Consider the following 14,791-nt stretch of genomic DNA (forward strand, 5'->3'; position numbering starts at 1 on the left):
GGCCGCCGCCTATCGCGCGCTGGCCGGCTCGCACCGTTTTGAAGGTTCGGAGGTTTAAAAATGTCTGTGGCTGATATCAGGAAGGGCGCTGAACAAAAGATGCAGCGCTCCATCGACGCGTTCAAGAACGACCTGTCGAAGATCCGCACGGGCCGTGCGCACACGGGCCTGCTCGATCACATCCAGTGCGACTACTACGGTTCGCCGGTGCCGATCTCGCAGGTCGCGAACCTGACGCTGATCGACGCACGCACGATCGGCGTGCAGCCGTGGGAAAAGAAGATGGTCCAGGTCGTCGAAAAGGCGATCCGCGAGTCGGACCTCGGTCTGAACCCGGCCACGCAAGGCGACGTGATCCGCGTACCGATGCCCGCACTGACCGAAGAGCGCCGCCGCGAACTGACCAAGGTGGTCAAGAGCGAAGCGGAAACGGCCAAGGTTGCGGTCCGCAACTTGCGTCGCGACGCCAACGAGCAACTGAAAAAGCTCGTGAAAGACAAGGAAATTTCGGAAGACGACGAGCGTCGTGCAGGCGACGACGTTCAGAAGCTGACAGACAAGTTTGTCGCTGAAATCGACAAACTCGTCGTGACGAAAGAAGCCGAGATCATGACGGTCTGAGGCCGACCGGCTCCCGGGAAAGCGGCGGGTTGTCCCACGTTTTCCTCTCCCTGGGAAGAGGCTGGCGCGAAACGCCGGGTTGGGAGCCACTCAGCACCTTCACGATTTCCACTTCTTTATTTGCAGTCACTGTCCAACGGCCATGACCTATACCAGCTCAACCGTGCGCGTGCCTGATGTCGCCGCGGTGCCGCGACATATCGCGATCATCATGGATGGCAACGGCCGTTGGGCCACCCAGCGCCGCTTGCCGCGCGTGGCGGGCCATACGCGCGGCGTCGACGCGGTGCGTGCGGCCGTCGAGGCGTGCGCCCGGCAAGGCGTCGAATACCTGACGCTGTTCGCCTTCAGTTCCGAAAACTGGCGTCGTCCGAACGAGGAAGTCTCGTTCCTGATGCGCCTGTTTGTGACCGCGCTGGAGCGCGAGATCGGCAAGCTGCACGCGAACGGCATCCGTTTGCGCGTGGTCGGCGACCTCGACCGCTTCGATACGCGCATCCGCGACCTGATCAAGCGCGCGGAAACCAAGACCGCGCGCAATACCCGTCTCACGCTGACCATCGCCGCAAATTACGGCGGCCGCTGGGACATCATGCAGGCCACCCGCAAGCTCGCCGAACAGTCGGCGGCGGCGGGCAAGGCGGTCGAGATCAACGAAGATTCGTTCGCCGAGCACCTGTCCATGGCCTATGCGCCGGAACCGGACCTGTTCATCCGCACTGGCGGCGAGCGCCGCGTCAGCAACTTTCTGCTGTGGCAGCTCGCCTACACCGAGTTCTACTTCACCGATACCTTCTGGCCGGATTTCGATGCCGACGCCCTCGGCCACGCAATCGCTTCGTACGCGGAGCGTGAACGCCGCTTCGGCCGCACCAGTGCTCAACTCGAGCCGCAATCGCAAAACGTCGATTCGCTTCCATGCTAAAAACCCGTGTCATCACGGCGATCATCCTGCTGGCAGTGTTCCTGCCGGTCACGCTGTTCGCGCCGGTTGGCGCGTTCGGCGCGCTGATCGCCTTCGTCGTCGTGTTCGCCGCATGGGAGTGGGCGCGCCTGCTCAAGCTGGGCGGCGCCGGTCCGGTGGTCTACGCGCTGGTCGCCGCGGTCGCGCTGGTCGCCAGCACGCGGCTCGGCACGGGCGTTGAAGAGGGCCGCTCGCTCTTCAAGGCGGCCGCCATCTTCTGGGTGATCGCCGGGCCGTTCGTGCTGCTGCGCAAGCCTGTGCTCGCGCAGGGCGCGTGGCGAATCTTTCTGTTGCTTGCCGGCATTGTGGTATTCGCCGCGTGCTGGCATGCTCTCGTCGCCGCGCGCATGCAGGGTGTGCCGTTCGTCCTGTCGCTGCTGCTATTGGTGTGGCTGGCCGATATCGGCGCATACTTCTCCGGAAAAGCGTTCGGAAAACACAAGCTGGCACCTGCCATCAGCCCGGGCAAGACCTGGGAGGGCGCGATCGGCGGCTGGCTGGTGGTGATGATCGTCGCGGCGGTGGCGGTCTTTTTGCATGCGTTCGAGCCGACCCTGTATTCTTCGCTGCTGGCGCAATGGGGCGCCGTGCGCACGCTGCTCGCGCTGACCCTGCTGGTGGCCTTCAGCGTGGTGGGCGACCTGTTCGAATCGATGATGAAACGCCAGGCCGGGGTGAAAGATTCAAGCGGCCTGTTGCCGGGGCACGGCGGCGTGCTTGACCGCATCGACGCATTATTGCCGGTGCTGCCGCTTGCCATGCTGCTGCTCGGCTAGAGAAAGAGATATGCAAAAACGTCTGACATTGCTCGGTTCCACGGGCTCGATTGGAGACAGCACGCTCGACGTCGTCGCGCGTCATCCCGAGCGTTTCTCGGTTTATGCGCTCACCGCGCATCGCAACGGCGACAAGCTCGTCGAGCAATGCCTGCGCTTCAAACCCGAAGTCGCGGTAGTCGGCGACGCCGACACGGCCGCGCGGGTTGCGGCGAAGCTGCGCGAAGCGGGGTGCAAGACCGAGGTCACGTACGGGCCGCAAGCGCTCGTCGACGTGTCGAAGAGTGACGGCTGCGATACGGTGGTCGCGGCGATCGTCGGCGCGGCCGGTCTCGCGCCGAGTCTCGCCGCCGCGCGCGCCGGCAAACGCATCCTGCTCGCCAACAAGGAAGCGCTGGTGATGTCCGGCGCGATCTTCATGGACGCGGTCCGCGACAACGACGCCGTGCTGCTGCCGGTCGACAGCGAACACAACGCGATTTTTCAATGCCTACCGCGCGAAGCCGCGCAGCACGGCGGCGTTTCCAAGATCATCCTGACCGCGTCGGGCGGCCCGTTCCGCACCCGTGAGCCGGCCACGCTCGTCGACGTCACGCCGGACGAAGCCTGCAAGCATCCGAACTGGGTCATGGGCCGCAAGATTTCGGTCGACTCCGCGACGATGATGAACAAGGGCCTCGAAGTGATCGAGGCGCACTGGCTGTTCGATTTGCCGGGCGAGCGCATCGACGTGCTGATTCACCCGCAAAGCGTGATTCACTCGCTCGTCTCGTACGCCGACGGCTCGGTGCTCGCGCAGCTCGGCAACCCCGACATGCGCACGCCGATCGCGCACGCGCTGGCGTTTCCGGATCGCGTGGATTCGGGCGTCGCGCAACTCGATCTCGCGGAGATCGCGTCGCTGTCGTTCGAGAAGCCGGATTACGCGCGCTTCCCGTGTCTCGCGCTCGCCATGAAGGCGCTGGCCGAGGGCGGCGTCGCGAGCGCGGCGCTGAACGCCGCGAACGAAATCGCGGTGGATGCGTTCCTGACGCGCCGGATCGGTTTCATGACGATCGCCCAAGTGGTCGACTTGGTGCTCAACGCTTTGCCGAACCGTAGCGCGCACGCGCTCGACGACGTGATCGAAGCCGATGCCGCCGCGCGTCGCGCCGCTGCCGAATTCATCGCGCGTCTGCCCGACGGCGCCCGGCGTACGGAACGCGCCGTCCAGTGAGGCGCTTATGAACCTGCTGATCGAAGTGCTTGCCTTCGCGGTCGCGATTGGCGTGCTCGTCGTCGTCCACGAGTATGGGCATTACAGCGTCGCGCGTCTGTGCGGCGTCAAGGTGCTGCGCTTTTCGATCGGTTTCGGCAAGCCGCTGTTCCAGTGGGTGAGTCCGAAGACGGGCACCGAGTGGACTATTGCCGCGCTGCCGCTCGGCGGCTACGTGAAGATGCTCGACGAGCGCGAAACCGGCACCGCGCCGATTCCCGCCGACGAGTTGCCGCACGCATTCAATCGCCAGTCGGTGTGGCGGCGCTTTGCGATCGTCGCGGCCGGCCCGGTCGCGAACTTCCTGCTGGCCATCGTGCTGTTCGCTCTTGTGTTCGCGAGCGGCGTGACGGAGCCGGCAGCGGTGATCGCTCCGCCCGCGCCGAATACGCCGGCGGCAGTGGCCGGCTTCGAAGGCGGCGAGACCATCGTCGCGGTGCGCAGCGGCGGCACTGGTGAGTCCGAACCGGTGCGCTCATGGTCGGACCTGCGCTGGAAACTGCTCGGCGCCGCCTTCGATCACAAGCACCTCGTGCTGAGCGCGAAAGACGCGCACGGCGTTTCCGATTTCCCGATCGACCTGCGCGGCATCAGCGAGAAAGACGTCGATGACGACTTCATGTCGCGTCTCGGCTTCGAGCCGGGCGGCGGCAAGCTGATGGTGGCGGGCGTGCAGCCGGGGAGCGCTGCGCAAAGAGCGGGCCTCGTCACGGGCGATCGTCTGCGCGCGATCAATGGCACGCCGACTGACAATGCCACGACCTTCATCGCGTATGTAAAATCGCACGCCGGCGTGCCGGTGACGCTGCAGGTGGAGCGCGGCGGCCGGGGCGGCCAGGCGGCGGGCAAGCTCGAAGACATCAGCATCGTGCCGCAGGCGCAGCGCGATACGGCGACCGGTCAGCAGATCGGCCGCATCGGCGCGGAGCTGGCGACCCAGGTGCCGTCGATCGATGTGCGCTACGGACCTGTCGAGAGTCTGCAACTCGGCGCGCGCCGCACATGGGATCTGGCGGTGTACTCGGTGCGCATGTTCGGCAGGATGATCGTCGGCGAGGCGTCGCTGAAAAATCTTTCCGGTCCGGTGACGATTGCCGACTACGCAGGAAAGAGCGCACGTCTAGGTCCTTCTGCCTTTCTGTCGTTCCTGGCCCTTGTCAGTATTAGCCTCGGCGTGCTGAACCTGCTACCAATTCCGGTATTGGACGGGGGGCATCTGTTATATTATTTGGTTGAAGCTGTGACCGGTAAAGTTGTCTCCGATCGCTGGCAACTCGTTTTTCAGAGGGCGGGTCTCGCCTGCATCGTCGCATTGTCGGCGATCGCGCTGTTCAACGATCTGGCTCGTTTAATCCATTTTTAAAGTGTCCGGCGGCGTTCACGATGGCGACCGCCTGACCTGATGCAGCTATATACACTGGGGAAGCACGTTGTTTAAACCTCATCGCTTTGTTCCAAAAACGGTTATAGCCGCGGCCTTCGCCGCGCATGGGCTGGTTGCTCACGCAACGTCGCCCTTCGTGGTGCAAGACATCCGCATTGAGGGATTGCAACGCGTCGAACCGGGTACCGTGTTCGCGTATCTGCCCATCAAACAAGGCGACACGTTTAGCGACGACAAGGCGTCCGAAGCGATTCGCGCGCTGTACGCCACGGGCTTCTTCAACGACGTCAAGATCGCGACCGAAGGCAATGTCGTCATCGTGCAGGTGCTGGAGCGCCCGGCCATCGGCACGATCGACTTCTCCGGCATTCACGAGTTCGACAAGGAAAACCTGACCAAGGCGCTGCGCGCGGTCGGTTTGTCGCAAGGCCGTTACTACGACAAGGCGCTGGTCGATCGCGCCGAGCAGGAACTGAAGCGGCAGTATCTGACACGCGGCTACTACGCCGCCGAAGTGACCACCACGGTTACGCCGATCGACCGCAATCGCGTGTCGGTGCTGTTCTCGGTGGCCGAAGGTCCGAGCGCGAAGATCCGCCAGATCAACTTCATCGGCAACAAGGCGTTCAGTACGGGTACGCTGCGCGACGAAATGCAACTGTCCACGCCGAACTGGTTCTCGTGGTACACGAAGAACGACCTGTACGCGAAAGACAAGCTCACCGGCGACCTCGAAAACGTCCGCTCGTATTATCTGAATCGCGGCTATCTCGAGTTCAACATCGAGTCGACCCAGGTGTCGATCACGCCGGACAAGAAGGACATGTATCTGACGGTCACGCTGCACGAAGGCGAGCCGTACACGATTTCCTCCATCAAGCTGGCCGGCAATCTGCTCGATCGCGAAGCGGAGCTGAACAAGCTGATCAAGATCAAACCGGGCGATCGTTTCTCGGCTGAAAAGCTGCAGGCCACGACGAAGGCGATCGTCGACAAGCTTGGCGAATACGGCTACGCGTTCGCGACCGTCAACGCACAGCCGCAGATCGATCAGACCAACCACAAGGTGGACCTGGTGCTGCAGGTGGACCCGAGCCGCCGCGTGTACGTGCGCCGCATCAACGTGGTCGGCAACACGCGCACCCGCGACGAAGTAGTGCGCCGTGAAATGCGCCAGCTCGAAAGCTCGTGGTTCGATTCGAACCGCCTCGCGCTGTCGAAAGACCGGATCAACCGTCTCGGCTACTTCACCGATGTCGACGTGACCACGATCCCGGTCGAAGGCACGCCGGACCAGGTCGATGTGGATGTCAAGGTGGCCGAAAAGCCGACCGGCGCGATCACGCTGGGTGCGGGCTTCTCGTCGACCGACAAGGTGGTGCTGTCCGCGGGTGTGTCGCAGGACAACGTGTTTGGCTCGGGCACGAGTCTCGCGGTGAACATCAATACGGCGAAGACGTACCGTACGCTGACGGTCACGCAGGTCGATCCGTACTTCACGGTCGACGGCATCAAGCGTATTACCGACGTCTACTATCGCACGTACCAGCCGCTGTACTACTCGACGGATTCGAGCTTCAAGATCGTCACGATCGGCGGCGACCTGAAATTCGGCATCCCGTTCTCGGAAGTCGACACGGTGTACTTCGGCGCGGGTCTCGAGCAGAACCAGCTGGACATCGACGCGAACACGCCGCAAAGCTACATCGACTACGTGCACGAGTTCGGCCGCGTGTCGAACAACGTGCCGATCACGGTGGGCTGGTCGCGCGACGCGCGTGACAGCGCGCTGGTGCCGAGCCGTGGTTACTTCACGCAGGCGAACGCCGAGTACGGCACGCCGATCGGCGGCACGCAGTACTACAAGGCCGACATCAACGCGCAGTACTATTACTCGTTCGCGCGTGGGTTCGTGCTGGGCTTCAACTTCCAGGGCGGCTACGGTAACGGCTTGGGCGGCAAGCCTTATCCGATTTTCAAGAACTACTACGCCGGCGGTATCGGCTCGGTGCGAGGCTACGAGCCGAGCTCGCTGGGCCCGCGCGACGCGAAGACGGGCGACCCGATCGGCGGCTCGAAGCTGCTCGTGGGTAACGTCGAGTTGACGTTCCCGCTGCCGGGTACGGGTTACGACCGCACGCTGCGCGTGTTCACGTTCCTCGACGCCGGTAACGTGTGGGGCACGGAAGGCAATAGCACTGGCGCGAACGGCCTGCGTTACGGCTATGGTGTGGGTCTGGCGTGGATCTCGCCGATCGGCCCGCTCAAGCTGAGCCTGGGCTTCCCGCTCACGAAGCACACCGGCGACCAGTATCAGAAGTTCCAGTTCCAGATCGGGACGGCGTTCTGATCACGACGGCAGGCAACTGGCCAAACTACAGTATCGAGAGGATGACTTTGCTAACCGGTATGTTTTCGAAACGTGTAGCGTGCGCGATGGCGCTGGCAATGACCTTGGGCGTCGGGGTAGCGCACGCGCAGGAGGCGAAGATCGCCGCGGTGAATTCTGACCGCATCCTGCGTGAATCGGCGGCGGCGAAAGCCGCCCAGGTCAAGCTCGAAGCCGAATTCGCGAAGCGTGACAAAGATCTTGCCGACATGGCGCAGAAGCTGAAATCGATGTCCGATTCGCTGGACAAGAGCGGCGCATCGATGTCGGCGGCAGACCGCGCGCAGAAGCAGCGCGATCTGTCACAACTGGACACGGATTTCCAGCGCAAGCAGCGCGAGTTCCGCGAAGATCTGAATCAGCGCCGCAACGAGGAACTGGCGGCGGTGCTCGACCGCGCCAACAAGGTGATCAAGCAGATCGCCGAGGCGCAGCACTACGATCTGATCGTGCAGGAAGCGGTGTACGTGAGCCCGCGCATCGACATCACCGACCAGGTGCTCAAGGCGCTGGCGGCGTCGGGCAACTGAGAGCGGTCGGGCAAGGGCAGAGGTACGAGACGTACGCCCGCGCCGCGAGCCGCCACACGCGGCCGCAATAACACGTTGGATCGAACAGCAGGAGACAGGATAGGCATGGCATTTACGCTCGAGGACATCGTCCAGCGGTTCGGCGGTTCGGTAGTCGGAAACGGTTTGCAGCGTGTCGGCAGTCTGGCGCCGCTCGACCAGGCGGGCCCGGACCAACTGGCGTTCCTCGCCAATCCGAAGTATCTGTCGCAGGTCGAGACGACCCGCGCGGGCGCGGTGTTGATCAACGCCGAGGACCTCGCAAAGCTGGCTTCCCGCGAAGGCCGTAACTTCATCGTCACGCCGAACCCGTACGCTTACTTCGCGCGTATCGCGCAAACGTTCATCGACCTCGCCGCGCCGAAAGCGGTGCCAGGCGTGCATCCGAGCGCCACCATCGACCCGTCGGCGCAGATCGCTGCAAGCGCGGTGATCGGCCCGCACGTCACGGTCGAAGCGGGCGCGGTGATCGGCGAGAACGTGCGGCTCGATGCCAACGTCGTGATCGGTCGCGGCACACGCGTCGGCGCGGACTCGCATCTGTATCCGAATGTGGCGGTGTACCACGGCTGCAAGCTCGGCGAGCGCGTGATCGTGCACGCGGGCGCGGTAATCGGCTCGGACGGTTTCGGCTTCGCGCCGGACTTCGTCGGCGAAGGCGACGCGCGTACCGGCAGCTGGGTGAAGATTCCGCAGGTGGGCGGCGTATCGATTGCGGCGGACGTTGAAATCGGCGCGAACACCACGATCGACCGCGGCGCGATGGCCGATACGATCATCGAAGAGTGCGTGAAGATCGACAACCTCGTGCAGATCGGCCACAACTGCAAGGTCGGCGCGTACACGGTGATCGCCGGTTGCGCGGGCATCGCGGGCAGCACGACGATCGGCCGCCATTGCATGATCGGCGGCGCAGTGGGGATTGCCGGCCACGTCACGCTGGCCGATTATGTGATCGTCACCGCGAAGTCGGGCGTGTCGAAGTCGCTGCTGAAGCCCGGCATGTACACCAGTGCGTTCCCGGCCGTGAATCACGCGGACTGGAACAAGAGCGCGGCTTTGCTGCGCAATATCGACAAGCTCCGCGATCGTATCCGCGCGCTCGAAAGTGCCGCAGCCAACGGTCCGGGCAATGCGGACCCCCGCGCAGCAGACAATTCCACAGGCGACCAGCCCTGAGATATCAGGGCGGCTTGCCGACACCGCGTAAAATGGCGGGCAAGTATCATGAGTCAAAGGCGGTTGCCGTGACCGGGTGGCACGGCCGCCGGATCATGGCGGGCGCCGGCAGCACGCGTTTTCAACCCACCTGCACCAGCATCCGCAGTCATCATCGCGCAGTCAATGCGTGAGCAGAAACACCATGAGCACCGAAAAAATCAATCTCGACATTCATAAGATTCTCACGCTGCTGCCCCATCGTTACCCGATCCTGCTGGTCGACCGGGTGCTCGAACTCGAGCCGCACAAGAGCATCAAAGCGTTGAAGAACGTGTCGATCAATGAGCCGTATTTCCAGGGGCACTTCCCGACACGCCCGGTGATGCCCGGCGTGTTGATTCTGGAAGCGCTCGCGCAAACCGCGGCCTTGCTGACGTTTTCGGAAGAGCCGAGCGACCCGTCGAACACGCTGTATCTGTTCGTCGGTATCGACAACGCGCGCTTCAAGCGCGTGGTGGAGCCGGGCGATCAGCTGATCCTGAACTGCACGTTCGAACGTCATATGCGCGGCATCTGGAAGTTCAAGGCGCGCGCCGAGGTGGATGGCGTCGTGGCGGCTGAAGCCGACCTGATGTGCGCGGTGCGGCACACGGACAAAGACGCGTAAGTCGGCGTCCGCGCCGCCGGCGGCTTGCTACAGGCGCCGCCGCCTGGCCAGAAGCCCATCCAGACAACGCAACAGAATCAGAAGCGAGGACGCATGAGCAGGATTCATCCCACTGCGATCGTCGAACCGGGCGCACAACTCGACGAATCCGTCGAAGTCGGTCCGTACGCCGTGATCGGTGCACACGTGACGATCGGCGCACGGAGCACGGTCGGTTCACACAGCGTGATCGAAGGCTACACGACGATCGGCGAAGACAACCGGATCGGCCACTACGCATCGGTCGGCGGCCGTCCGCAGGACATGAAGTACAAGGACGAGCCGACCCGGCTCGTGATCGGCAACCGCAACACGATCCGTGAATTCACCACGATCCACACCGGCACCACGCAGGACGCTGGCGTCACCACGCTCGGCGACGACAACTGGATCATGGCGTACGTGCACATCGGCCACGACTGCCACGTCGGTAATAACGTCATTCTGTCGAGCAACGCGCAGATGGCAGGCCACGTGACGATCGGCGACCACGCGATCATCGGCGGCATGTCGGGCGTGCATCAGTTCGTGCGCATCGGCGCGCATTCGATGCTCGGCGGCGCGTCGGCGCTGGTGCAGGACATTCCGCCGTTCGTGATCGCCGCCGGCAACAAGGCAGAGCCGCACGGCATCAACGTCGAAGGCCTGCGTCGCCGCGGCTTCTCGCCGGATGCGATTTCGGCGCTGCGCACCGCGTATCGTGTGCTGTACAAGAACGGCCTGTCGCTTGAAGAAGCGAAGGTGCAGCTGCGCGAACTCGCGTCCGCTGGCGGCGACGGCGATGCACCGGTGCAGACGCTGCTCGCGTTCGTCGAAGCGTCGCAACGCGGCATCATCCGCTAACCGATGGCATTGCAACCCAGTCCGCTGCGCGTCGCGATGGTGGCCGGCGAGCCGTCCGGCGACCTGCTGGCGGCGTCGCTGCTCGACGGCCTCGCGAGCCGTCTGCCGGCCGGCACCCAGTACTACGGGATCGGCGGCCCGCGCATGATCGCCACGGGTTTCGACGCCCACTGGCCGATGGAAAAGCTCACGGTGCGCGGCTATGTCGAAGCGCTGCGGCACATCCCCGAAATTCTCGGTATTCGCAACGAGCTGAAGCGCCAGTTGCTGGCTGAACCGCCGGCGGTGTTCGTCGGCGTCGATGCGCCCGACTTCAACTTCGGGCTGGAGCACGCGTTGCGCGATGCGGGGATTCCGACCGTTCACTTCGTTTGCCCGTCCATCTGGGCGTGGCGCGGCGGGCGCATCAAGAAGATCGCCAAAGCGGTCGATCACATGCTGTGCGTGTTCCCGTTCGAAACGGCACTGCTGGAGAAGGCGGGCGTCGCGGCGTCGTACGTGGGCCATCCGCTCGCTGACGAAATACCGCTCGTACCCGACACGCTCGGCGCGCGCCGTTCGCTCGGCCTCGCGGAAGACGGTCCGATCATCGCGGTGCTGCCGGGCAGCCGGCGCTCAGAAATCGATCTGATCGGCCCGACGTTTTTCGCCGCGATGGAGATGATGCAGCACCAGGAACCCGGTCTGCGCTTCGTGATGCCGGCGGCCACGCCGACCTTGCGCGAAATGCTGCGTCCGCTGGTCGAGGCCCATCCCGGTCTCGCGCTGACGATCACCGACGGCCAGTCGCAACTCGCGATGACCGCCGCCGACGCGATCCTCGTGAAGAGCGGCACCGTGACGCTCGAAGCCGCGCTGCTGAAAAAGCCGATGGTCATCTCGTACAAGGTGCCCTGGCTCACCGGCCAGATCATGCGCCGCCAGGGCTATCTGCCGTATGTCGGCCTGCCGAACATTCTGGCCGGGCGCTTCGTGGTGCCGGAGATCCTGCAGCACTTCGCGACACCGCAGGCGCTCGCCGAAGCCACGCTGAAACAGTTGCGCGACGAAGCCAACCGGCGCACGCTGACGGAAATCTTCACGGAGATGCATCACGTGCTGAAGCAGAACACCGCGCAGCGTGCGGCGGAAGTCGTGGCGAGCGTCATCGAAAAACGGACGGCGCGGCCGTGACCCTGACTCTCACACCTCGCCGCAAGGCTGCGATCGTCGCTGGAACGGCGGCGCAGCAAGTCGGCCTGAACTTCGAGACGGCGGACGACATCGTCTGCGGCGTCGACGAAGCGGGGCGAGGGCCGCTCGCGGGCCCGGTCGTCGCGGCCGCGGTGATTTTCGATCCGGCCAAACCGATGATTCGCGGGCTCGACGATTCGAAAGCGCTCAGCGCGAAGAAGCGTGACGAGCTGTACGACAAGATCGTCGACCGTGCGCTGGCGTACTGCGTCGCGTCGGCGACGGTCGAGGAAATCGACTCGCTGAACATCCTGCACGCGACGATGCTGGCGATGAAGCGCGCGGTGGAAGGCCTGTCGGTCGTGCCCACGCTGGTGAAAGTCGACGGTAATCGCTGCCCGACGCTGAGCGTTCGCAGCGAGGCGGTGATCGGCGGCGACGCACTCGTCAAAAGCATTTCGGCGGCGTCGATCCTCGCCAAAGTCACACGCGACCGGATGCTGCTCGAACTGCATCAGCGCTATCCCGTGTACGGTTTTAACGCGCACGCTGGCTACGGCACCCCGCAGCATCTCGCGGCGCTGCGCGAACATGGGCCGTGCGAGCACCATCGGCGCTCGTTCGCGCCGGTGCGCGAGGCGCATCTGCGACTCGGCACGGGTGTGCCGTTGCCGGCGGTCGACGTCATCGTCATGCCCGGCGGCGCCTTCGAGGACGCCTTGAGCGACGACGCTTTCGGCGAACGCAGCGGCATCTGAGCCACGCTGAACATCATCCGGGCGCCGCACGCCTGCTCGCGCGGCGCTTGCTTCCTTCTCATTCTCACCGTCTTCGCTGCCTGTGAAAGCCATCACCTCGCGGGACAATCCGCTCTACAAGCGCCTGAAGGCTTTGGCCGGCTCGACGCATCAACAGCGCCGCAGCGGCCACGCACTCCTCGAAGGTTTCCATCTCGCGAGCGCGTATCTCGACGTCGCCGGGCAGCCGGAAATGTGCATCGTCACCGATGGCGCGCTGCGTCACGACGAGGCGCAGGCGATCGTGTCGCGCATCGAGGATCATCGCATTGTGACGCTGCCGGACGCGCTGTTCGGGCAGTTGTCGAACGTCGTGCATGGGGTCGGCATTCTGCTGCTGGTCGACAAGCTCGATACGCCACTGCCGGACACGATCGCGCAAACCTGCCTCGTGCTCGACGGCGTGCAGGACGCGGGCAATGTCGGTTCGATTTTGCGCAGCGCGGCGGCCGCCGGGATTCAGCAGGTGTTCTGCGCGCCAGGGACGGCGTACGCGTGGTCGTCGAAGGTGTTGCGCTCGGGAATGGGCGCGCATTTCCTGTTGCAGATTCACGAGGATGTCGAAGCGGCTACGCTGATCGAGCGGCTTGCGGCGCCGATCGTCATCACGGATTCACATGGCGCCGAGGCGATCTATGATTGCGATCTGAGTGGACCGCTCGCGTGGGTGTTCGGCAACGAAGGGGCGGGCGTGTCGCAAATCTGGCGCGACGCGGTGTCGCTGCGGGTGACGATTCCGCAGCCAGGCGGCATGGAGTCGCTGAATGTGGCGGCCGCGGCGGCCGTCTGCGTGTTCGAGCAATGCCGTCAACGACGCGGGCGCGATTGACGGTGGCGCTGCGCGGTACGCGTAGCGCGCCGGGGCTGACCACGTGGCCCTGCTCGCTCATGCATTTATGTCGCGGCGCGCGCAGATTTTGCATGCGCGGCACCGCGCCCATCTCTCTTTCGCCCGCGCTCAATAAGCCGGCCGATCCAGCTTGATCTCCTGCAGGATCGTCGTCGCAATCTCCTCGATCGACTTGTGCGTCGAGGACAACCACTTGATTCCCTCACGCCGCATCATCGTTTCGGCTTCGTTGATCTCGTAGCGGCAATTCTCCGGCGCCGCGTACTTGCTGCCCGGCCGGCGCTCGTTACGGATCTCCGACAAACGCTGCGGATCGATCGACAACCCAAACATCTTCTGCCGATGCGCAAGCAGCGGCGTCGGCAGCTTGCCGCGCTCGAAGTCTTCCGGAATCAGCGGATAGTTCGCCGCTTTCACGCCGTATTGCATTGCGAGATACAAGCTCGTCGGCGTCTTGCCGCTGCGCGACACGCCCACCAGAATCACGTCGGCATCGGCGAGGTTGCGGTTCGACTGGCCGTCGTCGTGGGCGAGCGAAAAGTTGATCGCCTCGATCCGGTTCTTGTACTCCTCGGTGTCCGCGTTCTGGTGGCCGCGACCCATCGCGTGACTCGACTTCAGCTCCAGTTCCTGTTCGAGCGGTTCGACGAAGGTCTGGAACATATCCAGCACCAGCGCGTTCGAGCCTTTGACGATCTGATTCGACGCGCTGTCCACCAGCGTCGTGAAAACGATAGGACGGCGGCCGTCCTGGATGATCGCTTCGTTGATCTTTTCGAGCGTCGCGTAGGCCTTCTCCGTCGAGTCGACGAAGGGCACGCGAACCAGGCGGAATTTCTGGTCGAACTGGGAGAGGATCGAATGCGCGAAGGTTTCGGCAGTGATCCCGGTACCGTCGGAGACGATGAATACGGTGGGCGGCATCAGTGGGGCTGGGGAACGTGAGCGGCAAAAGGCGCTCGAAACAAACATCGCTGCGTAGATTTCGCTGCCCGGCGGTCAATCGCACAGACAGCGGCGTCGATGCAGCGCACCGTGGGCACCACACAACCGCGTCCGGATGGCGGTGGGGCCTCGCAAAAGCCCGTCGGCCGGTCCGGCGCGCGTTTCGAGGCGCATTTCTCGTCCGACTGCCACATTTCGGGAGTCGGCACGGTAGAATAGCGGCAACCTGTTGGATAAGCAATTGCAGGCGATTGGCGTCTAACTCACCGCGAACGGTTGGTCAACGCCACGCTTTCAGTCGGTAACGTGCGGTGAACGTGATGGATCAATCGGTAAATCCGGCCATTCAGTCCCTTCA

The 14,791-nt window shown here is 63.9% G+C and carries 14 protein-coding genes; 13 read left to right on the forward strand and 1 reads right to left on the reverse strand.

The features are described from left to right. The first annotated feature begins 60 nt into the window (after window positions 1-60). The 13 genes from frr to BGI01S_RS05655 all read left to right on the forward strand — a co-directional run bounded on the left by frr (window position 61) and on the right by BGI01S_RS05655 (window position 13,467). Entirely contained in the window at window positions 61-621 is a 561-nt protein-coding gene (frr, locus tag BGI01S_RS05595) for a ribosome recycling factor (RefSeq protein WP_012433445.1), read from the forward strand. 142 nt (window positions 622-763) lie between these two features. Next, a complete protein-coding gene (gene uppS / locus BGI01S_RS05600) occupies window positions 764-1,546 on the forward strand; it encodes a polyprenyl diphosphate synthase (RefSeq protein ID WP_042323123.1) in 783 nt (260 codons plus the stop codon). Next, a complete protein-coding gene (locus BGI01S_RS05605) occupies window positions 1,540-2,361 on the forward strand; it encodes a phosphatidate cytidylyltransferase (protein ID WP_042323125.1) in 822 nt (273 codons plus the stop codon). The genes uppS and BGI01S_RS05605 overlap by 7 nt, the downstream gene beginning before the upstream one ends. 10 nt (window positions 2,362-2,371) lie before the next feature. After that, window positions 2,372-3,577, forward strand: coding sequence for a 1-deoxy-D-xylulose-5-phosphate reductoisomerase (locus BGI01S_RS05610; RefSeq protein WP_042323127.1), 1,206 nt, complete (start codon window positions 2,372-2,374; stop codon window positions 3,575-3,577). A gap of 7 nt (window positions 3,578-3,584) precedes the next feature. Further along, window positions 3,585-4,979, forward strand: coding sequence for an RIP metalloprotease RseP (gene rseP / locus BGI01S_RS05615; protein ID WP_042324432.1), 1,395 nt, complete (start codon window positions 3,585-3,587; stop codon window positions 4,977-4,979). A gap of 67 nt (window positions 4,980-5,046) precedes the next feature. Then, a complete protein-coding gene (gene bamA / locus BGI01S_RS05620; protein ID WP_042323129.1) occupies window positions 5,047-7,350 on the forward strand; it encodes an outer membrane protein assembly factor BamA in 2,304 nt (767 codons plus the stop codon). A 47-nt stretch (window positions 7,351-7,397) separates the two neighbouring features. After that, complete coding sequence (locus tag BGI01S_RS05625) at window positions 7,398-7,919, forward strand: OmpH/Skp family outer membrane protein (RefSeq protein WP_174447394.1); 522 nt, start codon at window positions 7,398-7,400, stop codon at window positions 7,917-7,919. Window positions 7,920-8,024: 105 nt separating this feature from the next. After that, a complete protein-coding gene (gene lpxD / locus BGI01S_RS05630) occupies window positions 8,025-9,137 on the forward strand; it encodes a UDP-3-O-(3-hydroxymyristoyl)glucosamine N-acyltransferase (RefSeq protein ID WP_042323133.1) in 1,113 nt (370 codons plus the stop codon). Between the two features lie 184 nt (window positions 9,138-9,321). Further along, window positions 9,322-9,786, forward strand: a complete 465-nt coding sequence (fabZ, locus tag BGI01S_RS05635; RefSeq protein WP_006048683.1) for a 3-hydroxyacyl-ACP dehydratase FabZ — start codon at window positions 9,322-9,324, stop codon at window positions 9,784-9,786. A gap of 93 nt (window positions 9,787-9,879) precedes the next feature. After that, window positions 9,880-10,668 (forward strand): acyl-ACP--UDP-N-acetylglucosamine O-acyltransferase, encoded by a 789-nt coding sequence (gene lpxA, locus BGI01S_RS05640; RefSeq protein ID WP_042323135.1) that lies wholly within the window; start codon window positions 9,880-9,882, stop codon window positions 10,666-10,668. Between the two features lie 3 nt (window positions 10,669-10,671). Beyond that, window positions 10,672-11,841, forward strand: coding sequence for a lipid-A-disaccharide synthase (lpxB, locus tag BGI01S_RS05645; RefSeq protein WP_042323136.1), 1,170 nt, complete (start codon window positions 10,672-10,674; stop codon window positions 11,839-11,841). Next, on the forward strand, window positions 11,838-12,599 hold the full coding sequence (gene rnhB, locus BGI01S_RS05650; RefSeq protein WP_042323138.1) for a ribonuclease HII: 762 nt from the start codon (window positions 11,838-11,840) through the stop codon (window positions 12,597-12,599). The genes lpxB and rnhB overlap by 4 nt, the downstream gene beginning before the upstream one ends. 82 nt (window positions 12,600-12,681) lie before the next feature. Beyond that, window positions 12,682-13,467 carry a TrmH family RNA methyltransferase gene (locus BGI01S_RS05655; protein WP_042323139.1) on the forward strand — a complete coding sequence of 262 codons (786 nt, stop codon included), beginning with the start codon at window positions 12,682-12,684 and terminating at the stop codon, window positions 13,465-13,467. A gap of 129 nt (window positions 13,468-13,596) precedes the next feature. On the opposite strand, the gene ppsR is transcribed toward BGI01S_RS05655, so the two are convergent. Next, window positions 13,597-14,412, reverse strand: coding sequence for a posphoenolpyruvate synthetase regulatory kinase/phosphorylase PpsR (gene ppsR / locus BGI01S_RS05660; RefSeq protein ID WP_042323141.1), 816 nt, complete (start codon window positions 14,410-14,412; stop codon window positions 13,597-13,599). Window positions 14,413-14,791: the final 379 nt, after the last annotated feature.

Origin of the sequence: Paraburkholderia ginsengisoli NBRC 100965, from assembly GCF_000739735.1 — a bacterium.
Lineage (GTDB): Bacteria > Pseudomonadota > Gammaproteobacteria > Burkholderiales > Burkholderiaceae > Paraburkholderia > Paraburkholderia ginsengisoli.

Coding starts and splice junctions, on each gene's coding strand:
- frr (WP_012433445.1), top strand. CDS start 61: ATGTCTGTGGCTGATATCAGGAAGGGCGCTGAACAAAAGATGCAGCGC.
- uppS (WP_042323123.1), top strand. CDS start 764: ATGACCTATACCAGCTCAACCGTGCGCGTGCCTGATGTCGCCGCGGTG.
- BGI01S_RS05605 (WP_042323125.1), top strand. CDS start 1,540: ATGCTAAAAACCCGTGTCATCACGGCGATCATCCTGCTGGCAGTGTTC.
- BGI01S_RS05610 (WP_042323127.1), top strand. CDS start 2,372: ATGCAAAAACGTCTGACATTGCTCGGTTCCACGGGCTCGATTGGAGAC.
- rseP (WP_042324432.1), top strand. CDS start 3,585: ATGAACCTGCTGATCGAAGTGCTTGCCTTCGCGGTCGCGATTGGCGTG.
- lpxD (WP_042323133.1), top strand. CDS start 8,025: ATGGCATTTACGCTCGAGGACATCGTCCAGCGGTTCGGCGGTTCGGTA.
- fabZ (WP_006048683.1), top strand. CDS start 9,322: ATGAGCACCGAAAAAATCAATCTCGACATTCATAAGATTCTCACGCTG.
- lpxA (WP_042323135.1), top strand. CDS start 9,880: ATGAGCAGGATTCATCCCACTGCGATCGTCGAACCGGGCGCACAACTC.
- lpxB (WP_042323136.1), top strand. CDS start 10,672: ATGGCATTGCAACCCAGTCCGCTGCGCGTCGCGATGGTGGCCGGCGAG.
- ppsR (WP_042323141.1), bottom strand. CDS start 14,412: ATGCCGCCCACCGTATTCATCGTCTCCGACGGTACCGGGATCACTGCC.